The sequence below is a fragment of the Mesorhizobium sophorae genome (assembly GCF_002270415.1).
Taxonomy (GTDB): Bacteria; Pseudomonadota; Alphaproteobacteria; order Rhizobiales; family Rhizobiaceae; genus Mesorhizobium; species Mesorhizobium sophorae.
The window spans coordinates 1,089,030-1,111,185 of record NZ_NNRI01000022.1; the positions used below are offsets into that span (position 1 = coordinate 1,089,030).

Sequence of the window (22,156 nt, forward strand, 5' to 3'; positions counted from 1 at the left end):
TGCAGTGACCTGATGTCCTTCCGCGAACGCCTCCAGTCCTGGCGCTACAATCTCGTGCCCGACCATCTTGTCGGCGAGATCCTGACCAAGCGCTGGACCGACAACGCCATTCCGTTCCTGGCGCTGGTGGTGACATTGGCGACCTTCGGCTCGATCATTCCGGGCTTCTTCAAGCTGACCTCGCTACAGGAATCAACCCGCCAGCTCGGCGAGTTCTCGATGGTCGTCACCGGCATGACGGTGGTGATGCTGGGCGGCGGCATCGACCTGTCGGTCGGCTCGATCTTCGCGCTGTCGTGCTTCTCGGCCGTCTATGTCTTCTTCATCCTCGAACAGTCAATCTGGCTGGCGCTGGCCACTTCGCTTGCTACCGGCCTCGTCTTCGGCGCCATCAATGGCTATCTCGTCGGCTATCTCCGCCTGCGCGCCTTCCTCACCACGCTGGTCACCTTCATCTTCGGGCGGGCGCTGTTCGACATACTGGTCACCACCTATGCCGCTGATGTGCAGCTCTCGACCGCCACCTCGGATGTGCTCGACTTCATCGGCGACAGCACCTTCTGGGGCCTGTCGGTCTCGGTCTGGCTGGCGATCATCCTCGCGATCGTCACCCATATTGCGCTGACCCGTTCGCGACCGGGCTGGCATGTGCTGGCGGTCGGCGGCTCCAGGCGCTCGGCGCACAATGCCGGCATTCGGGTGCGCCGCACCGTGTTCATGACCTATGTCTTCTCAGGTTTCTGCGCCTCGATCGGTGGCTTCCTTATCGCTTGCCGCCTGAGCGGGGCAGGGCCGGGCACCGGCCTCAATCTCGAGATCATGGCGCTGACGGCGGCGGTGGTCGGCGGCGTCAGCTTGGGCGGTGGGCGCGGCTCGGTGATCAAGGGGCTGATGGGCGCCATCATCGTCTTGACCATGACCAACGGGCTGATCCGGCTGGGCTATGGCACCGGAACCAACCAGATGGTGCTCGGCATCATGCTGGCGGTGGCGGTGACCATCGACATCCGCTGGCTGAAGAACCGCCACAAGGTGCTGAACGAGGTCTATGTCGCGCCGGTCTATCTCAAGATGGGCGCGACCCAGTCGGCGGCGCCCGGTTCGGGCACGCCATACGAACTCGATAATCGATTGTCGAAAGCTGACCATATCGGGCTCGGCGAACTGGAGGGGCCGGAGGATGTCATCCTCGACCGCGACGACAATCTCTATTGCGGCACCCGCCATGGCGAGATCGTCCGCTTCTTCGCGCCGGACTATGTCAGGTCGGAAGTGTTTGCCCATATTGGCGGCTTTCCGCTCGGCCTGGCCTTCGACAAATCAGGCAACCTGATCAGCTGCGTCGGCGCCATGGGGCTCTATTCCGTGTCGCCGACGCGCGAGGTCAAACGCCTGTCGGCCGAGACCTCGCGCTCGTGGACCTCGATCGTCGACGATGCGCGGCTGCGCGATCCCAATGACTGCGACGTGGCACCCGACGGCCGTATCTATTTCACCGACTCGACCAAGCGCTACGACGCCCATGACTGGGCTCTGGATTCGATCGAAAACCGCGCCACCGGCCGCTTGCTGGTCTACGACCCGAAGGATGGCTCGACCAAGGCACTGCTCGACGGTTACCGCTACACCAACGGTGTGTGCATGGCGCATGACGGCAAGTCGCTGTTTTTCGCCGAAAGCTGGGCTTGTCGCGTGCATCGCTACTGGCTGGAAGGGCCGAAGGCCGGTACGGCCGAATGCGTCATCCGCGACATGCCGGGCTACCCCGACAACATCAACCGCGCCTCCGACGGCAATTACTGGATGGCATGGCTTGGCATGCGCACGCCGAGCTTCGACCTGTCGCTGCGCCATCCCGACATGCGCAAGCGCATGACGCGCCGGCTGCCGCAGGATGAATGGCTGTTCCCCAACATCAACACCGGCGGCGTGGTCAAGTTCAACCAAACCGGCGGCATCGTCGAGGCGATGGGCGACCTGACCGGCGGCGCACACCCGATGGTCACCTCGATGCGCGAGCACAAGGGCTATCTTTTCGTCGGCGGCATCCTGAACAACCGCATCGGCCGCTACAAGATATCAGGCGCCGACCCGAACTGGACCAGCCCCGCTTCCTACTGGGGGGCGAAGTCGTGATCCTCGATCCTGTGCTTGACCTGTTTCGCGGCAAGGCAGTGACCATTCCGCCGCTCGACGGCGCCTTCCGTCCCAACACGCGGCTGGACGACGCGCCGGCGGTCGCCGAACTGACCGAGCCGGATAATCTGCTGATTTCCAGCGACAGGCTGTTGGCCTCCAGCGGCAATGCTGTCCACGCGATCGCCGCCGGAGCCGTGCCAACCGTGGTCGAGACCTTTCCATCTCCGGTTACGGCGTTGGCGCTGTCGCCATCGGGCGAACTGACGATCGGGTTGGAGAGCGGTAGGCTGTTGATTGCCGGCAAGGAGGTTTCGCTGCCGGCCGGGATACGCTGCATCACCGCGCTTGCCTATGCAGATGATGGCACGCTGTGGCTGGCCAATGGTTCGGCTGAACACGCGCCGTCGCAATGGGCCGCCGACCTGATGAAGAAGGGCACGTCCGGTTCGCTGTGGAAGCGGGCCGCGGCGGGCGCAGAATTCCGCAAGGTGGCCGACGAGATCGCCTTTCCTTATGGGCTCCATCCCATGGGGCGGGATGTGCTGGTCAGCGAAAGTTGGCGCCACCAGCTCGTCCGCTTCGACGGCGCGACCGGCAACCGCTCGACGGTTCTGGCGCATCTGCCCGGCTATCCCGCACGGCTGTCGCCGACCGCCGATGGCGGTGCGTGGCTGACCTTGTTTGCGCCGCGCAACCGGCTGATCGAATTCGTGCTGCAGGAAACGCACTACCGGCAGGACATGGTCGAACAGGTGCCGCCGGCCTACTGGATCGCGCCTGCCCTGGCTTCCAGCCGCAGCTTCCTTGAACCGCTGCAATGCGGTGGCATCCGCACCATGGGCATCCACAAGCCTTGGTCGCCAAGCCGCTCCTACGGGCTGGTGGTAAGGCTCGACCAGAAGCTGCAGCCGCAATTCAGCCTGCACAGCCGCGCCAACGGCACGCGCCACGGCATTTGCAGCGTCGCCGAGAGGGCCGGCCTTCTGTTCATCGCCTCCAGGGGCGGCGACTGCGTGTTGTCCGTCGACCTCGCGTCGGGAGGGCTTTGATGGAACCGATTGTCCGCCTGGAAAATGTCACCAAGACTTATCGCGGCGTGCCCGCGGTGAAAAACGTCAACTTCGACCTGCGCAAGGGCGAGATCCACGCGCTGCTCGGCGAGAACGGCGCGGGTAAGTCGACGCTGACCAAGATCGTTGCCGGGGTGGTCGACGCCACCTCCGGCAGGATGTTCCATAAGGGCGCCGAAATCGCCTACGCCTCGCCGCATGCGGCGCTCGAAGCCGGCATTGCCATGGTGTTCCAGGAAACCAGTCTGGTGCCGTCGATGACGGTGGCGCAGAACCTCTATCTCGGCACCGAGAAATTCCTCAACCGGCTACGCGGCAGCTACATTTCGGCGCAGCAGTTCCTGCAGTCCCTCAACTTTCCCGTCGACCCGAACGCGATGGTGGCGACGCTGGGTGCCGCCAAGCGGCAGATGGTCGAGATTGCTCGTGCCGTCCACCACAATGCCGAGGTCATCATCTTCGACGAGCCGACGGCGACGCTGACGCCAGAGGAGAAGCGGCATTTCTTCGCGCTGATCCGGCGGCTGAAGGCGAGCGGCGTGTCGATCGTCTTCATCAGCCACGCGCTTGAAGAAGCGCTTGATATCGCCGACCGCATCACCATCTTGCGCGACGGCGAGTTGGTCATCACCGACGACACATCCGCCTTCGACCGCGACCGGATCGTCGCCGCCATGGTCGGGCGAACACTGTCCGCGCAGATCTACAGGCAGCGCGACGAAGCAAAATTGCGCAAGGCCGGCAAGAAGGTGCTGTCGGTGCAGGACATTTCGATGAGCAATGTCGTGCGCAACAATTCCTTCTCGATCTTCGAGGGACAGATTACCGGCGTGTTCGGGCTGATCGGGTCTGGCCGCACCGAGACCTTCAAGATCGTCTCCGGCATCTACAAGCGCGATTTCCTGCGTGGCGGGGCGATCGAACTCGACGACAAGCCGGTGCGCTATCTCGTGCCGAGCGAGGCGGTGGCCGACGGCATCGTCTATGTCACCGAGGACCGCAAGAGCGAGGGCATCTTCGAGACGATGGGCATTGCCGAGAACCTGTTCGGCGGGCTGTTGGCGGCGGGCCGCGAAAAGGCCTGGGTGATCGACCAGCAGGAGATGCGGCAGCTTGCGGCCGAATGGACGAAGACGCTGAACATCAAGGCGATCAACGACAATGCACGCGTCGTCGAGCTATCCGGCGGCAACCAGCAGAAGGTGGTGATCGGCAAGGGGCTAGTGCAGCGGCCCCGCATCGTCATCTTCGACGAGCCGACGCGCGGCGTCGATGTCGGCGCGATCGCCGAGATCCATCAGATCATCAACCGGCTGGCCGATGAGGGCCTCGCTGTCGTCGTGATTTCCTCCTACCTGCCGGAGATCATGAACCTGTCGGACCGCATCCTGGTCTGCCGGCAAGGCCGCATCGTCGAAGAGTTTTCGCCGGCGGAGGCAACCGAGGAAAAGATCATGTACGCGGCGGTTCACTAGATTCAGGTCAGGTCGGCCTGCAAATGGCGACTTCTTGGGCTTCCTGACCTGAATCGCCACGCCGTCGCTAAAAAGTGAATCGGGCAATGGATTGGCTGCGATTGCTCAAGACCTGATTTAATTCACACGACGATCCAAACGAAAGGACCAGCCATGGCCACCACAAAACTTCTGACCGATGCCGACGTGGAGAAGATCCCGGCTGTGAAGGCGGTGTTCGACGACATCCGTGCGACGCGCAAATCCGATTTCGTCAACAATTTCTGGCGCGGGCTGGCCAATGATCCATCAGCGCTGAAGCGGATCTGGGAACAGTTGAAGGTGGTGATGGTCGCTGAGAGCGCCATCGATCCGTTGACCAAGGAGATGATCTATATCGCGGTGTCGACCGCCAATGGCTGCTCCTACTGCGTCCACTCGCACACCGCCGCCGCCCGGGCGAAAGGCATGACCGACGCGCAGCACGGCGAACTCGTATCGATCATCGGGCTGGCCGGCCAGACCAACCATATGGTCACTGCGATGCAGATCCCGGTCGATCCGCAGTTCGAGGTGAAGTGAGGGCGGCTGCTTTCCATGGCTGGAATTTTCATGGACAAAAGCACCAGATTTCCAACGTCGCTCTCTGGCTACGAGATTGAAGGCCTGATTGGGATTGACGCTTCACGACTGGTGCCGCTGTATCAGGGCTGCTCTGACTATGTCGTGCTGGAACGAGGCGAGCCGCCCAACGCTGCCACTGCAAAGGAGGAATTTGAGAGCTTTCCACCGAACCGGACGGAAGCCGACAAGTTCATATTCGGGGTGAAGGCAATCGATGGTGAATTTGTAGGCTTACTGGCCTGCGACCGCAATTATCCGCGAGTGGAGTGTTGGTGGATCGCGTTGTTCATGATCGACAAAGCACTTCGCGGAAGAGGGTTGGGGCGTACACTGTGCGACGACTTTTTCAGGTGGCTGAAATCCCAGAACGTCAAGTGGGTGGAACTCGGCGTGATCACAGAAAATGAGCAGGCTCTTCGCATTTGGCAGCGGCAGGGCTTCAAGCTGGTGCGGACGGCGGGGCCAGTCAGTATTGGGGCGAAACGGGATATGGTCCAGGTTTTAGGCCGGCCGTTGTGAGCAGGTCCATCAAAGGCGCTTGGCCACCTTCTTGAAATGAGAAGGGAAGGCGTGTGCTATGCAGGCCGATAAACTCTCTCGGCCGTGTTCCAGAAAATATCCGCCTCAGCTTTCGCGCCATGCTTGGCCACCGCCGCGCGATGCGCCTTGATCAGCTCGGCGTGGCTTGTCCACAGTTTCTCGATCGGGAAGTTCGAGCCGAACATCAGATGGTCCGCGCCCAGGATGTCGATCGCATTGTCGACGATGTAAGCGATCAGAGCTGGGTCGTTGCGATGGACGAAGGTGCCGAGGCCGGACAGCTTGGCGTAAAAGTTTGGCGCTGCCGACAGCGTGCGCAGGCCTGCCTTCCAGGCTTCCGTGATTTCGGGCTCCATGCCGGTGAGCATGCCGGCATGGGTAAGGATGAAATTGGTCTCCGGGTTCTCGCCGACCAGCGACAGCCCGTCCTTCATCTGGGCAGGGAATAGCTGAAGGTCGAAGGACAGGCCGTAATGCTTCAGCCGGGCGACATTGGCGCGGACCTTGGGATCGATGACCTGGTCGGCCGAAGTGGCGAAGCGGAAGGCCGGCGTCTCGTGCCAGTGCAATTGCATGCGCACGCCGCGCAGCAGCGGATATTTCTTCAGCCGGTCGATCTGGGGCCTGATATCGTCCACGGTCATGTCGGTGTAGCCGACGATGGCGTGTGGCCAGCCGGTCTCATCTGCGGTCTTCTGCAGGAAGGCGACCTCCTTCTCGAAATCCTCCTTGGCCCAGTTGGTCTGGACATAGACGGCTTTTTCGACGCCCGACCCCTTCTGGTCGGCCAAGAATTCCTCGATCGGGTAGTCGCGGCGAATCGGCTCATAGGGGCCAAAGATGCGCGGCACCATCGGTCCGACCAGCCAGGGCTGGTCCTGCTGGCGCCAGATGTGGAAATGCGCGTCGATTGCTTTCTGCATCACGAAACCCTCTTCCAGATTGCCGCCGCCGCCGGGGCTGGGCGGGCGAGCGACAGGATGAAATCGGTGAGGCCCTTGAGCGACGAGCCGTCGATGAGATCGTCGAGCACCGGCAGGATGGCGCGCAGTGCGGCCGTTGCCGGCCGGTAGCGCGGATCGCCGGCCAGCGGCGTTGCAAGAGACAATCGGAAGGCACGCGCGCTCAGCCGACGCATCGCTGTCTCTAGTGCGGCGTGATCGCCGCGCTCCAGCGCATCGGAGAGGATGACGATCGCTGCACCGCGGGCGAAAGCGGAGAAGCGTGGCACCGAGAGGAAAGCGAGCAGTGTCGGCCCCATGCGGGTGCCGCCGTCCCAGTCGTCGACCTGTGCCGCGGCGCGCGTCAGTGCCTGGTCGCGGTCGCGAATGCGCAGTGCGGCGGTGATGCGGGTGAGCCGCGTGCCGAAGGTGAAGATTTCGGCGCGGTCAGCACCTTGCACTGCGGCATGGGCGAGCTTGAGATAGTCTGACGTGTGCAGCTTCATCGAGCCGGAGACGTCGATCAGGATCAGCAGCTTGCGCGGCACAGTCTGCCGGCGGCGCAGCAGCGGCGAGGGCACGTCGCCATCGGCGCTGACGATTTCCCTGAGCGACCGGCGCAAATCGAGCGTGCCGCGCGAGTGGGTGCGCACGGTGCGGAAGGAGCGGCGGGCAGGCAGGGCGGAAGCGAGCTTGCGGCGGAAAGCGGCCAGCCTATCGTCGTCGCGCTGAAAATCGCGCGTGCTCAGTTGTTCGGCGCCGGAGGACAGCTCGCCGCCTTCCTGCTGGCTGATCACCTCGATCTCTTCCAGGCTCGCGCCACCATCGTCCTTGATGCGGGTTTCCTCGTCGGCATCGCCTTCGAACACGGCGGATGCGTTGCCGTAGAAATGGTTCTGGAAATGCGCCTCGAATTCCTCGCGGCGGTCGGGCGGCGGCGCCAGCGTGGCAAGGGCCGCTTCACGGATGTCGGCCATCGAACGCGGCCCGAGCAATGTCACCGCCTGCATGAAGCCGGACACCTGCTCCTGCGCGACAGCGAAGCCGTAACGGCGCAGCAGCCGACCGAAGCCGAGGAACGGCGTGGCCGCGCGGGGCAGGGCTGGTAGGCGCTCGGCGCTCACGCCATGGCCTCCTCGACAATCCGGCCAAGCTCCGGCGCGATGCAGATCAGGTCTTCTTCGTCCTTGATCAGCACGCCGATCGATCGGCGGAAGGCTTCGGGCCACGGGCTGCCGCCCTTTTCCAGAATGGTCGCGGCGTTGGCCCATTCGACCGCCTCGGCAATTCCGGGCGGCTTGGCCAGCGGGCGGGCACGGATGCTCTGCACGGCTGCCGCCACCGCGCGTGCGGTGTCTTGCGCCACATCGCCGGCGCGCAGCATGATGATGGCGGCCTCGCGCTCGGCGTCGGGATAGCCGATCCAGTGGTAGACGCAGCGGCGGCGCAGCGCCTCGGCGAGTTCGCGGGTGCGGTTCGAGGTCAGGATGACGATCGGCTGAGCTGTGGCGCGGATGGTGCCGCGCTCGGGAATGCTGATCTGGAAATCGGAGAGGAATTCCAGAAGCAGCGCCTCGAATTCATGGTCCGATCGGTCGATCTCGTCGACCAGCAGCACGCGCTGCTCCGGCGCCCTCAGCACCTGCAGCAGCGGCCGGGCGATCAGGAAACGGTCGTCATAGATGTCGATCTCGTGCTCGCCGGCATGGCGGATGGCGAGCAATTGGCGCTGGTAGTTCCATTCGTAGAGCGCGTGCGCGGCGTCGATGCCTTCGTAGCATTGCAGCCGTACGAGATCGCGGCCGAGCAGTTGCGCGATCGCCTTGGCCGCTTCCGTCTTGCCGACGCCCGGCGCGCCTTCGAGCAGCAGCGGCTTGCCCAGCCGGATAGCCAGGAAGATGGCGGTTGCCAGGCTGTCATCGGCTAGATAGCGCGAGGCGGCCAGCTGCTGCGCCACTGCCTCCGGCGAGGTCGCTGATGTCTCGGCATTCACCTCGGGCATTTCGATCGCTCAGTTCGCCGCTTGCGCCCTGAGCGCGCGCAGGATGCGCTCTGGCGTGATCGGCAGCGTGTCGATGCGCACGCCGACGGCGTCGAAGACGGCATTGGCAAGCGCTGGTATCTGCGGGTTGGCGCACATTTCGCCCGGCCCCTTGGCGCCATAAGGCCCGTCGGCCGACGGTCGCTCCAGCACAATGATCTCAGTCTCGGCAAGATCGCCGGGGCCAGGCATCAGGTATTGGTTGAAGTCGGTGCCGCCATGGTCGCGGTTGGGATAGTAGGGCTCGGTCGTCTCGTAGAGCGCGTGGCTGATGCCCATCCATGAGCCGCCGACCAGCTGCTGCTCGACCATTTTCGGGTTCAGCGCACGGCCGATCTCAAAAACGTTCTTCACCGTCAGCACGGTGACCTCGCCGGTCTCGTCGTCGACCTCGACCTCGGCCACGGTGCAGGCATGTGCATAGCAGGTCGACGGCTTCATCGCGCCGGTCTCTTTCTCGGGATAGGAGCGCGGGATCAGGAACATGCCGCGGCCGGAGATCGAGCGGCCGCGCTTGAAATGAGCCGACAGTGCGACGTCGAAGATCGAGATCGATTTTTGCGGCGCGCCCTTGACCAGGATGTTGCCCTGTCCATCGGTCTCGAGGTCGGAGGCGTTCACTTCCAGCTCCTCTGCGGCCACTTCCAGCATCACCTGGCGGGCTTCCTTGGCGGCCTGGATGACGGCGTTGCCGGCGCGGTGGGTGCCGCGCGAGGCGAAGGTGCCCATGCAGTGCGGGCCGGTATCGGTGTCGGCGGTGTCGACGACGACGCGGTCGGTCGGCACGCCGATGGTCTCGGCGCAGATCTGCGCCATGATCTGTTTCATGCCCTGGCCGAGATCGACTGATGACAGCGTGACCATGAAATTGCCGGTCGGCGTCGAATGCACCAGGGCCTGGGTCGGGTCGCCGCCAAGGTTCATGCCGGTTGGATAGTTGATGGCGGCAACGCCGCGTCCGCGCCTGATCGCCATCTCAAGCTCCCTTCACGTAGGACGACATCGCCATGAATTTTTCCGCCACAGGCCAGTTGGCCGCGCGCGAGGCTTCCTGCATGCACTCGATTAGCGCCGCACCCTCGGTCGGCTGGCGATGCGCCTTCATATCGCCGTCACGATAGGCGTTGATGAAGCGGAATTCGAGCGGATCCATGCCGATCAGCCGCGCCAGCTTGTCCATCTGCACCTCCAGAGCGAAGTCGCCAATGGTGACGCCGAAGCCGCGCATTGCGGAGGAGGGCGTGCGGTTGGTGTAGACGCAGTAGGTGTCGATCCAGACATTGGGGATGGTGTAGGGGCCGGGATAGTGGCCGGCGCCCTTCTGCGCGCCGTAGGGCGAATGGCGCGAATAGGCGCCGGCGTCGGTATAGCCGGTGACCTTGCGCGCGACGATGCGGCCGTCCTTCATGACGCCGTCCCTGATGACCACCTTTTCGGCGGCGCGCGGCGAGGAGATCTGCATCTCCTCCTCGCGGCTGTAGATGAAGGAAACCGGACGGCCGGTGAGCTTGGCGCCGAGAATGGCGATCGGCTCGACGATGACGTCGACCTTGCCGCCGAAGCCGCCGCCGACGGTGCCGCCGACGAAATGGAGCTTGTTGCCGGGCATTTGCAGGATGATCGAGGCGTTGTCGAGGGTGAAGAACATCGCCTGCGTGTTGGTGTAGCAGGTGAAGCGGTCATTGCCTTCGGGCGCCACCACGCAGCCGGTGGTCTCGGTCGGCGCATGCTCGATCGGCGAGGACTGGTAGCTCTGCTCGAGGACGTGGTCGGCGGCCGCGAAGCCTGCCTCGACATCGCCGAAACGCACCTTGCGGCATTCGCCGCTGTCATAGAGATAATAATTCTGGCCGTGGAACTCGTTGACCAGCGGCGCGCCGGGCTTCAGCGCTTCCTCCATGTCGAAGACGGCCGGCAGCACTTCATAGTCAACCTTGACCTTGGCGGCGGCTTCTTGGGCGGCGCGCTCGGTTTCGGCCAGAACGGCGACCACGGCCTCGCCCTTCCAGCGCACTTTGCCGTCGGCCAGCACCGTCTCGTCCTCCGGTCCAATCTGGATCAGGATCAGGATGGTGTAGACATTGTGCGGCACGTCCTTGGCGGTAATGATTTTCACCACGCCTGGATGCTTTTCCGCCTCCGAGGTGTCGATCGAGCGGATGCGGGCGTGATGATGCGGGCTGCGCACCATCTTCAGGTGCAGCATGCCGGGGAAATTGCGGTCGGCGAAAAAAGCGGTCTTGCCGGTGACATGACCGGGTGAATCCGAGCGCGGCCGGGGCTGGCCGATCTCGTGCAGATCATCCTTGCGGACATCGGCGAAGTAGCTCTTGCGCAGTTCCATGTTTGCTTCCCTCAGGCCGCGTTTTGCGAATTGGCGCGGGCTGCACGCAGCACCGCCTGGATGATCGGCTCGTAGCCGGTACAACGGCAGACGTTCCCCGACAGCGCCTCGACCACGTCGTCGCGGCTGGGATTGGGTGTATGGTTGAGCAGCACCTTGGCGGCCATGATCATGCCCGGCGTGCAGAAGCCGCATTGCGTGGCGAAGGTGTCGAGGAAAGCGTGCTGCAGCGGGTGCAGAACGCCACCCTCCGAAAGCCCCGATGTCGTCGTGATGGCAGCACCATTGCACGTCTCGGCCAGCGTCAGGCAGGACAGCCGCAGCTCGCCGTCTATGATGACCGAACAGGCGCCGCAGGTGCCTTGATGGCAGCCGCCTTTCGGCGAGGTGTCGCCGATCTTGTCGCGCAAGGCGTGAAGCAGCGTCGTGCCGCTGTCGATGAATTCGGCCTTTTCAGAGCCGTTGAGCGTGAACTGGACCGGGACCTTTGCCATGTTTCCTCCTTGCGCGCCTGCCCGATTGATCCGACAGACGCGCGCCCCCCAACGGGTGTTTCAGGTCAGCAGCAGCCGGCCGAGATGGACCGGCAGCACTTCGTTGCGATACCAGGCGCTGGCGATCGGATCGGTGACGGGCGAGGTGCCTTCGTTGCCCACGGCGAGCGCCGGGGCGATGCCGTCCTTGGTCAGGCTTTGGCCGATCAATGCTTTTTCCGCCGCCTTGGCGCGCATCGGCCGGTCTGCCATGCAGCCGAGCGCGATCCGCGCCGAGGACACGGCGCCGTCGCCGGCCAGTTCAAGTACGGCGGCGATGCTGAGCAGCGAGACGCCCTTCGGCTTGACCCGCGACACTTTCAGGAAGCGAAAGCCGTCTGCCTTCGGAAGTGCGAAAGCGACCGAAGTGACGATAGCGCGGTTGCTGTCGCGCCGGGTCAGAAAGGTTTCGATCGGCGTTTCGCCGTCATGGGTGCTGACCGTGGCATCGAGCGCCAGCAGGGCAACGGCGAAGTCGCCATAAGGCGCCGGTGCGAACAGATTGCCGCCAACCGTCGCCATGTTGCGAACCGCCGGGCCGCCGACGGCGCGGGCGGCTTTGGCAAGGAAGCCGAGATCCGGATTACCGCCGATCGCCGCCATGGTCACTGAAGCGCCGATGCGGGCCTTGCCGTCGGTAACGGTAATTGCTGAAAGCGACGGCTCGGTCGAACGGATCAGGCTGGAGACCGAAACATCGCCTTCATTGGCGGCGCGCACGACCAGCGTGCCACCACCGAGATAGCGGGTGCCCTGGGATTTCAGCGCCGCGTTGGCCTCCTTCACCGTCGCAAAAGTCTGCAGTGCTAGCGCCATAGCCAGGCTCCCTCAGCTCTGGCCGGCGAAATGGCTCTTCAAGGCGTTGAAGCCGCCCTGGAAGACATTGGCGCCCATGCCCTCGGCCAGCTTGCTGGCTTCCTCCGGCGCTGCGTCGAAGCTGGCGGTCCATTCGGCATAGGTTCGGTCGCCATCCGTCACGCGCCTGAGCTGCAGCGTCGCCTTGTGGTTGGTGAGCGGCTGCGGCGTCTCTAGGATCGAGTAGCTGACGAGGAAATTGTTGTCGGAGAAGTCGAGCAGCTTTTCGCGAATGCGGGCGCCACTGGCGAGCTGGAAATTGCGCACGCAGCCGATCGTCGAGGCGTCCTTGCCGTCCTCGATATAGCTTTCCACCATTCGCGGGTGCCAGCCTGGCAGGCCGTTAAAGTCGCGAATGCGCGCCCAGACCTGTTCGACCGGCGCGTCGATGACGCTTGAGATGGTGACGTTCGCCATATGGATGTCCCCTTGCAGATGCGGCAGTTGGGCAAGGGTAGGGCGGCCAAGTCAAAGGCGCTTATCAATGCGTCTTGAGCCCGTATCAAGGAGTCTGAAAAAGGGTGGGAGTCTGAAAAAGCGGCCGGTTGGCTCAGGCGATCATCCGCGCCGCTTCACGGTAGAGCGTCGGCGGTACGCCGACATGGTCGCGGAAGAAGCGCGAGAAATTGCCCTGCGTGGTGAAGCCGAGATTGCAGGCGACCGAAATCAGCGGTTCCTGCGACCACTGCAATTGCCGCACCGCTTCCTCCATGCGCAGCGTGTTCCAGTAGACATTGGGCGTCAGATTGGTCTGTTCCTTGAACAGGGCGAAGAAGTGCGGCCGCGACAGGCCGACGGCGCGCGCCACCTCGTCGAAGTAGATGCGCTCGCAGACATTGGCCTTCATCAGCTGGATTGCCTTGCGGACGCGGAAATCCTGCATGGTGTTTATGCGGACGCGGGCTTCCTGCGGCGCCGAAGCGTCCGCGGCATCGAGGACACTGTCGATAAAACGCTCGATCTCGTAATTGGCGACATCGTCGACGCTTTCATTGTCGATGAGGTGATCGAGCAGACTGGCGGCCGCCTGGTGCAGCCAGGGTTCCAACGTGATTGCGGCCTGCGAGAACAGCGGTGCGGACGAAGGCAGGTCGCGGCGCCGCCGCGCCCAGTCGGGATCGATGTAGAAGGCGAGGAACAGGCCCGGCGTGCCGTTCCGCGACAGGACATGGCTGTGCGGCTGAAAGGAGTTGATGCCGGCGGCGGTGCGCGGGCCAAGCCGCACCGTCTCGCGGCCGATGGTCATCTCGCCGGCCGTGCCTTCCAGCCAGATGATCAAATGTGCTTCGACATGGGCATGGGTGACGAAGTCGCTCGCGACATTCAGGACAGAAACATGTCCGAACCGGCCCCAGTAGAGCCTGATCGCTTCCGTCATGGGTATTCCTCCCGCAGACGACTGGCCTCCCTTCGCCTGCGGGGCGGATTGTGCGGCTGAGTTCGGGGCCGCGTCAAGACGTGGGCCTGTGGCGAGGGTGGATGACGGCCGATGCCGGTGGATTTTCAGACTGAGCGATAGGCAGTGAACCGAACAACGGTTGGATGGCCGCGCCGGCGTTGGTGGCTCAAACCGAAGCCGTCATGCCGCCGTCGACATAGAGCGTATGGCCGTTGACGAAGGACGATGCGTTGGAGGCGAGGAACACGGCGGCGCCGATCAGTTCGTCGACATTGCCCCAGCGCCCGGCAGGCGTGCGCTTCTCCAGCCAGGCGGAAAATTCGGGATTGTCGACCAGCGCCTGGTTCATTTCGGTGCGGAAGTAGCCGGGCGCGATCGCGTTGATCTGCAGGCCGTATTTCGCCCAGTCGGTGCACATGCCCCTGGTCAGATTCCTGATCGCGCCCTTGGTTGCTGTGTAGGGCGCGATGTTCGGCCGCGCCAGTTCGCTCTGCACCGAGCCAATGTTGATGATCTTGCCCATGCCGCGCGCGATCATGTGGCGGGCGACCGCCTTGCCGGCATGGAAGGCGCCTGACACATTGGTCTTGAACAGCCGCTCCCATTGATCCTCGGGAAAATCCTCGAGCGGCGCGCGGAACTGCACGCCGGCGTTGTTGACCAGGATATCGATGGCGCCGATCTCGGCTTCGATGCGGGCGATGTCCGCGTTGACCGCTTGAAAATCAGTGACGTCGAAGGTCGAGGCGTGCGCCTTGAAGCCGGCATCGCGCAGCTTTTCGACGGCGCCGCCGATCCTGGCGGCATCGCGGCCGTTCAGCACCACGCCGGCGCCATGTTCAGCCAGGCCGCGCGCCAGGGCAAAACCTATACCCTGACCAGAGCCGGTTACCAGCGCCAGCCGGCCCTCAAGGCTGAACAGCGAGTTTGCCATCACTCTGTCTTTTGTTCGACCATGATATCTGGACAAGCGGTTTCCGTTTGTCCGAAAAGCCGGTTTCCACTTTCGGGATCATGGTCCTAGTCGTTGCGGCGGAAATTGCGGATGCGGTCGAACAGAACCGCCAGCAGGATGGCGCCGCCGATGAACACGCCTTGCCAGAACGCGTTGATGCCGAGCAGGCCGAGACTGTTGCGGATCACCTCGATGAGCGCCGCGCCGACGATGGCGCCGAAGGCGGTGCCAACGCCGCCGGCAAGGTTGGCGCCGCCGATGACGGTGGCGGCGATGACCTGAAGCTCCATGCCGGTGCCGAGATTGGTGGTGACCGCGCCCAGCCATCCAGTCTGGATGATACCGGCAATGCCGGCCGACAGCGCCGAAATCATGTAGACGGCGACCTTGATCTGGCGCACCGGAACGCCGGTCAGCGTCGCAGCATGCTCATTGCCGCCGATGGCGAAGATGTGCCGGCCGAACTTGGTCCAGCGCAAGATGAAGCCGGTGATCAGCGCCAAAAGGATCATGTAAAGCACTGGATTGGCGATGCCGAACACCCAGGCGCCGCCGCCCAGCGCCAGCAGCTTGTTGTGGTCCGGTCCGAACTGGAAGACGACGGTGTTGTTGGAAGCAACCATGGCCAGGCTGCGCGCGATCGACAACATGCCGAGCGTCACCACGAACGGCGGGAAGCCGAGATAGGCGATCAAAATGCCGTTGAAGGCGCCGATGGCAAGCGCGGTTGCGATAGAGGCCAGGATGCCGATCTCGATCGAGTAGCCGGCATGCATGGTGACGGCCAGCACCATCGACGACAGGCACAGCACCGAACCGACCGAGAGGTCGATGCCGCCGGTGATGATGACGAAGGTCATGCCGAGCGCGATGATGGCGACGAAGGTGATGTTGCGGGTGATGTTGTAGAGGTTCTTCTGCGTGGCGAAGGCGTCGGTGGCAAACGACAGGAACAGGCAGGCAAGGATGACCGCGATCACCACCCAGAAGGTCTGGCTGGCAAACAGCTTCGACAGCAAGGTGTGCTGTTTCTGTGCGATCGTCTGGTCAAGGGTGACTGCCATTATCGACCTTTATCTGTCGGTGAAACGCGCTGAAATCAAACCTGTTCGATAGCACCGGTGATCAGCCCGGTGACTTCCTCGGGCGAACTGGACGCGATCGTCTTGTCGGCGACCTTGCGGCCACGCCGCATGACGATGACGCGGTCGGCGACGGTGAAAACGTCGGGCATGCGGTGGCTGATCAGCACGACCGCGATGCCCTGGTCGCGCAAATGGCGGATCAGGTTGAGCACCTCGGCGACCTGCCGCACCGAGATCGCCGCCGTTGGCTCGTCCATCAGCACGATCTTGGCTTGCGACAGCATGGTGCGGGCGATCGCCACCGCCTGGCGCTGGCCACCCGACATCTGCTTGACGAGGTCGCGCGGGCGGGTCTCGGACTTGAGCTCCGCGAAGATCTGGCCGGCGCGCTTGTACATAGAAGCGTAGTCGAGGATGCGGAAGGGGCCGACGCCGCGGCGCAATTCACGGCCGAGATAGACATTCGCCGCTGCCGTCAGATTGTTGCAGAGCGCCAGGTCCTGGTGGACGATCTCAATGCCGTGCTGGCGGGCTTCGACCGGCTTGTGCAGGATCAAATCCTTGCCGTCCATCTGCATGGTGCCGTGGCTCGGGCGGAAATTGCCGGCGATCATCTTGACCAGCGTCGACTTGCCGGCGCCATTGTCGCCCATCAGGCCGACCACCTGGCCGGGCTCGATCGACAAAGACACGTCGTTGACCGCCTGGATGGCACCGAAATGCTTCGATATGTTGGTGAGTTCGAGAACCGCCACCAGCCTTCTTGCCTCCCCGTGCTTTGCGACCTGCTGCTGTTCCCGGCGTCAATGCCGGCGCTGCTTTGGCCTCGCTCTTCCCAGCTCCTCCCGGAAACAGCGTTAGCGTTCTTTTACGCAAAAGCCGGCGCGCGTCAATCAATTGTCGGACGAATTAAGGTTGGATTATTCTAAAAATCCGTTTTGTAGGACAAATAGCATTGACGTTGGCGGCGAGCCGATATTAGCTAAGCGTCGGAGGAGATTATGCCGATCCCTGCCTGCGGTTCGCCGGGTGGAATCGGTGGAGGTTTATCGGTCGAGGTTCCGGCTGCACCCCGTGTGTTGAGCCGGTCCAAGGCCGCATCTGGAAATGCTTATCGATCTGTCTTGGCGACACGAGAGCTCGCGAAACGAACCTCGGTCATCACGCGTCCGGTCGATCTGTGTGGCGGGCACGCCGTGTCCGTCTGTTTCAAGGGAGGACTGATATGAGGAAATCACTTTTGCTTGCCGCCGCCGCCATGATGGCGCTTGGCGCCGGGCCGGCTTTGGCCAAGAAACAGCTCGTCATTGTCGTGAAAGGTCTCGACAATCCGTTCTTCGAAGCCATCCACCAGGGTTGCGAGAAATGGAACAAGGAAAACGCCAGCTCGGAATATGAATGCTTCTACACCGGCCCTGCTTCGACCTCGGACGAGGCCGGCGAGGCGCAGATCGTCCAGGACATGTTGAGCAAGGCCGACACCGTGGCGATGGCGATTTCGCCATCCAACGCGCCACTGATCGCGCAGACCATCAAGACCGCCAATCCGACGATCCCGATCATGACGGTCGATGCCGACCTCAGCAAGGAAGATGCGGCGCTGCGCAAGACCTATCTCGGCACCGACAACTATTTGATGGGCAAGAAGATCGGCGAGTACATCAAGAAGGGCAAGCCGAATGGCGGCACGATCTGCACCATCGAGGGCAATCCTGCGGCCGACAACATCTTGCGTCGTGCGCAAGGCATGCGTGACGCACTGTCGGGCAAGGAAGGCCTCGCGGCGCTCGCCGGCGAAGGTGGCTGGACCGAAGTCGCCGGCTGCCCCGTGTTCACCAATGACGATGGCGCCAAGGGCGTTCAGGCGATGACCGATATCCTCGCCGCCAACCCCAAGCTCGACGCATTCGGCATCATGGGCGGCTGGCCGCTGTTCGGCGCGCCGCAGCCCTATCGCGATCTGTTCGGGCCGCTCAAGGACCGCATCGCCAGCAACGACTTCGTCATCGGCGCAGCCGACACGATTGGCGACGAGGTGGCGATTGCTCGTGACGGCCTGGTCACCGCACTGGTCGGCCAGCGGCCGTTCGAAATGGGCTACAAGGCGCCCTCGGTGATGATCGACCTGATCGAAGGCAAGACCGTCGCCGATCCGGTGTTTACCGGTCTCGACGAATGCACCAAGGACACGGTCGACACCTGCATCCAGAAGTAGGTTCTCGATTTGGGGCGCTCGGCAACGGGCGCCCCCCGTCGATTCCTGAACGGGACACTGCGGTTGGGGCGGCAGGCTCCGGCTTTGCCGCGTCCCATGGTCTGGATTTTTCGGCAACGAGATCGGCGTGCCGTGCGGGTTCGGACCAGTCCGGACGACAGACGGCCGACGCATTGGAACGTGGATGCCGGACAAGAAGTCAAAGAAGCGAACCGACCGGGCCAAGGCACAAGACAGCCTCCGTCCGGTTGTCATGCGCAGGGCCGGCGCTGCACACTTTTCGGGAGCGAGCGTTCATGTCTCGCTGGCCAGCGAGATTGGTCTCAGGATCGTGCGCGGCGATTATCTCCCCGGCACCATCCTGCCCAACGAGGCCAAATGGGCCGAAATCTTCGACGTTAGCCGTTCGGCGGTGCGCGAAGCGATCAAGATGCTGATGGCCAAGAGCCTTCTGGCCTCGCGCCCCAAGATCGGCAGCTGGGTCGAGCCGAAAGAGCGCTGGAACCTGCTCGACCGCGACGTGCTGGCCTGGTACGCGACAGCGCCCGATCGCGAGGCATTCCTGCGCACCGTGCAGGAGTTTCGCCATATCATCGAGCCGGAAGCGTCGGCCTTTGCCGCCATGCGGCGCAGCGACGAGCAGATGGCCGAGATCAGCCAGGCCTGCCGCGAGATGGGCGATGCCTTGAGCCTGCAGGAGCGTATCCGCGCCGACACGCGTTTTCATCTCGCCATCCTGCGCGCCTCCGGCAACGATCTGCTGGTGCCGCTCGGCGTGCTGATCGAATCGGCACTCGACCATCTCTTCGACTTCACGACGCAGAGGGTTGGTGATCAGCGGCAGGCGCAGAAGCTGCATGAGGCGATCGAGAAGAACATCCGGCTGCGGCGTCCGACAGCCGCGCGCAACGCCGTGCACAAACTGCTTGAGAACACCGATGAAGGGATCGGACGGTCAAGGCGATGGTAGTGCGGCAGTGACAGCCGGCCCTTCGCGCGTTCCCTTTAAAATGTCCACTGGCTCTTTTTTTCGCCCGGAAGCGGACCCGGCCTTCACCGTTGAAACTCGAAAAGCCAAGCAATTGGCTTTTCGTCAGTTGCGCGGACCGCCTCTCACCTCAAATCGTCTGTTTCTTGCCATCCTTGGTCGGCATCAGGTCGACGCCGTTGACCTTGCCGATATGGGTTGCCAGCATCGGCACGAATTGCTCGGCCGGGCCGGTGGCGAAGGCGCCGGCGAAAGAGTTCTTGGTGGCGTTGCCGAGCGGGTTGGCGATGCCGGCCGCGCCGGCCATCGATTCCAGATAGGTCAGGTCCTTGAAGGCGTTGGCGATGGAGAATTTGTGGGCGTCGCGGTCGCCCTCCAGCGTCCAGCGCATGAAGGTCTGGTAGAAGCCGCAATCCATGCGGCCGTTGCGGATGACGCTGTCGAAGCGCGGCGGCGAGATGCCGACCTTCTGCGCCAGCGCCAGCGCCTCCGAATAGATCGCGGCATAGCCGAGCGAGATGAAGTTGTTGAGCAGCTTCATGCGGTGGCCATCGCCGGTGTCGCCGATATGAACGATGCGGCCGGCCCAGGTTTCCAGCACCGGCTTCAGCCGGGCGAAGACGGCGTCCGGCGCGCCGACCATGGCGTCGAGCGTGCCTTCCCAGGCCTCCTTCGGCGTGCGGCTCAGCGGCGCATCGACATAGTCGATGCCGAGAGCCTTGAGTTCGGCCGCCAGTGCAATGGTCGAGACCGGATCGGAGGTCGAGCAGTCGACGACGACCGCGCCCTTTTTCAAGCCCTCCTTGAGGCCGCCGGGGCCGCGAATGATAGCCTCGACTTCGCGCGATCCGGTGACGCAGATGAAGACGATGTCCGATGCCGCCGCGACGTCGCGCGAGGTCGATACTTCAGCCGCGCCGCGGCCAAGCAGGTCTTCCGCCGGCTTGCGATTCTTGCGGCCGAGAAAGGTCAGGTTGTAGCCCTTGTCGACGATGTTCTTGGCGATCCCATGCCCCATCAGGCCAAGCCCGATGAAGCCGATCTTTTCGCTCGCGGCAGTCGTGTTCATGTCTTCAAGTCCTGTTGCAATGATTGATGATCAGCGCTGCCGTTTTGCAGGCAAGGGTGGTTGCGGATCGCGATTTTGTCTGACAATACACATAAATCCCAGCGTATGTGGAGAGCAAAATGACGAAGCGGATCATGTTCACCGGCGGCAGCGGCAAGGCCGGACGCCATGTCGTGCAGTATCTGGTGGAGCAGGGCTGCCAGGTGCTCAACATCGACACCAAGCCGCTCGACAATCCCAAGGTGCGCACGCTGATCACCGACATCACCGACAGCGGACAGGTGTTCAACGCGCTGTCGAGTTATATGGGATTGCACGAATTCGACCCGTCTCTACGCGCCCAACCGGTCGATGCGGTGGTGCATTTCGCCGCCATCCCGCGGATCATGATCACCACCGACAACGAGGTGTTCCGCATCAATGCGCTCGGCACCTACAATGTCATCGAGGCGGCGGTGAAGCTCGGCATCCGCAAGGTGGTGATTGCCTCCAGCGAAACCACCTATGGGCTGGTGTTCGCCAACGAGCCCCGTGATCCCCAGTATTTCCCGCTCGACGAGGATTATGATGTCGATCCGATGGACAGCTACGCGCTGTCCAAGGTCGTCAACGAGAAGACGGCGCGCGCCTTGGCGCTGCGCAGCGGCACCGACATCTATGCGCTGCGCATAGGCAACGTCATCGAACCACATGAATATTCGCTGTTTCCGAAATGGTTCGCCGACCCGGGGTTCCGCAAGCGCATCGCCTGGAGCTATGTCGACGCGCGCGACCTTGGCCAGATCACCCTGCGTGCCATCGAGAAGGATGGGCTCGGCTATCAGGTGTTCAACGCCGCCAATGACGATACCTCATCCGACCTGCCGACCGCCGAACTCCTGAAGCGGTTCTATCCCAGCGTACCGGTCAAGGCCGACCTCGGCGAATACGAGACGCTGCTGTCGAACCGCAAGGCGCGGGATATTCTCGGCTTCCGCCCGGAGCACAGCTGGCGCAAATACGTCAAGCAGGCCTGATCCTTTGGAGCAATCGGGCTGATCTGTGCACAGCGGCCGGCTTTGCCGCTTGAGCCGCTTGCCGCGCTTGACAGCCCCTGCAATCCGGCCTTTCTGGAGCCTATGCGGGACGCGAAGCCGAACAAGGAAAAATCGCCAGCGAAAGCGGCCTCCGGCGAGCGCCCGGCGGGCGTTCGCCGACCAGACGCGGCGCGCATCCCCGGCTCGAGTGTCCATGCTTCGCTGGCTAGCGAGATTGGTCTCAGGATCGTGCGCGGCGACTATCCGCCCGGTACCATCCTGCCCAATGAGGCGAAATGGTCGGAAACCTTCAGCGTTAGCCGCTCGGCGGTGCGCGAAGCGATCAAGATGCTGATGGCCAAGAGCTTGTTGGCGTCGCGCCCCAAGATCGGCAGCTGGGTCGAGCCGAAGGAACGCTGGAACCTTCTCGATCGCGACGTGCTCGCCTGGTACGCGACATCCCCGGATCGCGAGGTGTTCCTGAAGACCGTGCAGGAGTTCCGCCATATCATCGAGCCGGAAGCGACCGCCTTTGCCGCCATGCGGCGGACCAACGAGCAGATGGCCGAGATCAGCCAGGCCTGCCGCGAGATGGGCGAGGCGACGAGCCTGCAGGAGCGCACGCGTGCCGACACGCGTTTCCACCTGGCGATCCTGCGGGCATCCGGCAACGACCTTTTGGTGCCACTCGGCGTGCTCATCGAATCCGCGTTCGACCACCTGTTCGCCTATACGACACGGGAGCTGGATGATTTGCAGGACGCACAGAAGCTGCACGAGGCGATCGAGAAGAACATCCGCCTGCAGCGGCCGGATGCGGCGCGCAACGCGGTGCGCAAGTTGTTGGCCAACACGGACGGCGTCATCCGTTCGCGCTAGGCGCCTAAA

The 22,156-nt window shown here is 63.2% G+C and carries 22 protein-coding genes; 9 read left to right on the forward strand and 13 right to left on the reverse strand.

Annotated elements, in window-relative coordinates; all coding sequences use genetic code 11:
- Positions 1–12 precede the first annotated feature (12 nt).
- The 5 genes from CGZ66_RS36555 (at position 13) to CGZ66_RS36575 (ending at position 5,806) form a co-directional block, all read left to right on the forward strand.
- Complete coding sequence (locus CGZ66_RS36555) at positions 13–2,136, forward strand: ABC transporter permease (RefSeq protein WP_095091433.1); 2,124 nt, start codon at positions 13–15, stop codon at positions 2,134–2,136.
- Positions 2,133–3,188 carry an SMP-30/gluconolactonase/LRE family protein gene (locus CGZ66_RS36560; protein ID WP_095091434.1) on the forward strand — a complete coding sequence of 352 codons (1,056 nt, stop codon included), beginning with the start codon at positions 2,133–2,135 and terminating at the stop codon, positions 3,186–3,188. Before CGZ66_RS36555 ends, CGZ66_RS36560 begins: the two co-directional genes overlap by 4 nt.
- Positions 3,188–4,684 (forward strand): sugar ABC transporter ATP-binding protein, encoded by a 1,497-nt coding sequence (locus CGZ66_RS36565; protein ID WP_095091435.1) that lies wholly within the window; start codon positions 3,188–3,190, stop codon positions 4,682–4,684. The genes CGZ66_RS36560 and CGZ66_RS36565 overlap by 1 nt, the downstream gene beginning before the upstream one ends.
- Positions 4,685–4,837: 153 nt before the next feature.
- Entirely contained in the window at positions 4,838–5,245 is a 408-nt protein-coding gene (locus CGZ66_RS36570) for a carboxymuconolactone decarboxylase family protein (RefSeq protein WP_095091436.1), read from the forward strand.
- A gap of 30 nt (positions 5,246–5,275) precedes the next feature.
- Positions 5,276–5,806 carry a GNAT family N-acetyltransferase gene (locus CGZ66_RS36575; RefSeq protein ID WP_167392379.1) on the forward strand — a complete coding sequence of 177 codons (531 nt, stop codon included), beginning with the start codon at positions 5,276–5,278 and terminating at the stop codon, positions 5,804–5,806.
- A gap of 56 nt (positions 5,807–5,862) precedes the next feature.
- Here CGZ66_RS36575 and CGZ66_RS36580 read toward each other — a convergent pair whose 3' ends face one another.
- The 12 genes from CGZ66_RS36580 to CGZ66_RS36635 form a co-directional block, all read right to left on the reverse strand.
- Positions 5,863–6,750 (reverse strand): amidohydrolase family protein, encoded by an 888-nt coding sequence (locus CGZ66_RS36580; protein ID WP_167392415.1) that lies wholly within the window; start codon positions 6,748–6,750, stop codon positions 5,863–5,865.
- Complete coding sequence (locus CGZ66_RS36585; RefSeq protein ID WP_425352344.1) at positions 6,750–7,826, reverse strand: vWA domain-containing protein; 1,077 nt, start codon at positions 7,824–7,826, stop codon at positions 6,750–6,752. Before CGZ66_RS36585 ends, CGZ66_RS36580 begins: the two co-directional genes overlap by 1 nt.
- A 62-nt stretch (positions 7,827–7,888) precedes the next feature.
- Positions 7,889–8,770 (reverse strand): AAA family ATPase, encoded by an 882-nt coding sequence (locus CGZ66_RS36590; RefSeq protein WP_095091439.1) that lies wholly within the window; start codon positions 8,768–8,770, stop codon positions 7,889–7,891.
- A 9-nt stretch (positions 8,771–8,779) separates the two neighbouring features.
- Positions 8,780–9,784: a xanthine dehydrogenase family protein molybdopterin-binding subunit gene (locus tag CGZ66_RS41450; protein ID WP_095091440.1), complete on the reverse strand. Its 1,005-nt coding sequence runs from the start codon at positions 9,782–9,784 to the stop codon at positions 8,780–8,782.
- 1 nt (position 9,785) lies between these two features.
- The gene (locus CGZ66_RS41455; protein WP_095091441.1) at positions 9,786–11,153 is read right to left on the reverse strand and encodes a xanthine dehydrogenase family protein molybdopterin-binding subunit; all 1,368 of its coding nucleotides are present in this window, start codon (positions 11,151–11,153) and stop codon (positions 9,786–9,788) included.
- A gap of 11 nt (positions 11,154–11,164) precedes the next feature.
- Positions 11,165–11,647: a (2Fe-2S)-binding protein gene (locus tag CGZ66_RS36605; protein ID WP_095091442.1), complete on the reverse strand. Its 483-nt coding sequence runs from the start codon at positions 11,645–11,647 to the stop codon at positions 11,165–11,167.
- A 60-nt stretch (positions 11,648–11,707) separates the two neighbouring features.
- Entirely contained in the window at positions 11,708–12,502 is a 795-nt protein-coding gene (locus CGZ66_RS36610; RefSeq protein ID WP_095091443.1) for an FAD binding domain-containing protein, read from the reverse strand.
- A gap of 12 nt (positions 12,503–12,514) precedes the next feature.
- Complete coding sequence (locus CGZ66_RS36615) at positions 12,515–12,958, reverse strand: SRPBCC family protein (RefSeq protein ID WP_095091444.1); 444 nt, start codon at positions 12,956–12,958, stop codon at positions 12,515–12,517.
- A gap of 133 nt (positions 12,959–13,091) precedes the next feature.
- Positions 13,092–13,919, reverse strand: coding sequence for an AraC family transcriptional regulator (locus CGZ66_RS36620; RefSeq protein ID WP_095091445.1), 828 nt, complete (start codon positions 13,917–13,919; stop codon positions 13,092–13,094).
- A gap of 187 nt (positions 13,920–14,106) precedes the next feature.
- The gene (locus CGZ66_RS36625; RefSeq protein ID WP_095091446.1) at positions 14,107–14,874 is read right to left on the reverse strand and encodes an SDR family oxidoreductase; all 768 of its coding nucleotides are present in this window, start codon (positions 14,872–14,874) and stop codon (positions 14,107–14,109) included.
- Positions 14,875–14,960: 86 nt separating this feature from the next.
- On the reverse strand, positions 14,961–15,959 hold the full coding sequence (locus tag CGZ66_RS36630; protein ID WP_095091447.1) for an ABC transporter permease: 999 nt from the start codon (positions 15,957–15,959) through the stop codon (positions 14,961–14,963).
- 35 nt (positions 15,960–15,994) lie between these two features.
- Positions 15,995–16,735 carry an ATP-binding cassette domain-containing protein gene (locus CGZ66_RS36635; RefSeq protein WP_095091448.1) on the reverse strand — a complete coding sequence of 247 codons (741 nt, stop codon included), beginning with the start codon at positions 16,733–16,735 and terminating at the stop codon, positions 15,995–15,997.
- Between the two features lie 470 nt (positions 16,736–17,205).
- On the opposite strand from CGZ66_RS36635, the gene CGZ66_RS36640 reads away from it, so the two are divergent.
- Together CGZ66_RS36640 and CGZ66_RS36645 are read left to right on the forward strand one after the other, a co-directional pair.
- The gene (locus CGZ66_RS36640) at positions 17,206–18,195 is read left to right on the forward strand and encodes a sugar-binding protein (protein ID WP_095091449.1); all 990 of its coding nucleotides are present in this window, start codon (positions 17,206–17,208) and stop codon (positions 18,193–18,195) included.
- A 184-nt stretch (positions 18,196–18,379) separates the two neighbouring features.
- Complete coding sequence (locus CGZ66_RS36645; protein ID WP_095091450.1) at positions 18,380–19,165, forward strand: FadR/GntR family transcriptional regulator; 786 nt, start codon at positions 18,380–18,382, stop codon at positions 19,163–19,165.
- A 148-nt stretch (positions 19,166–19,313) separates the two neighbouring features.
- Here CGZ66_RS36645 and CGZ66_RS36650 read toward each other — a convergent pair whose 3' ends face one another.
- Positions 19,314–20,252 (reverse strand): NAD(P)-dependent oxidoreductase, encoded by a 939-nt coding sequence (locus tag CGZ66_RS36650; RefSeq protein WP_095091451.1) that lies wholly within the window; start codon positions 20,250–20,252, stop codon positions 19,314–19,316.
- 119 nt (positions 20,253–20,371) lie between these two features.
- On the opposite strand from CGZ66_RS36650, the gene CGZ66_RS36655 reads away from it, so the two are divergent.
- Positions 20,372–21,268, forward strand: coding sequence for an NAD-dependent epimerase/dehydratase family protein (locus CGZ66_RS36655; protein WP_095091797.1), 897 nt, complete (start codon positions 20,372–20,374; stop codon positions 21,266–21,268).
- Between the two features lie 102 nt (positions 21,269–21,370).
- Positions 21,371–22,147 (forward strand): FadR/GntR family transcriptional regulator, encoded by a 777-nt coding sequence (locus tag CGZ66_RS36660; protein ID WP_095091798.1) that lies wholly within the window; start codon positions 21,371–21,373, stop codon positions 22,145–22,147.
- The last annotated feature ends 9 nt before the right edge of the window (positions 22,148–22,156 follow it).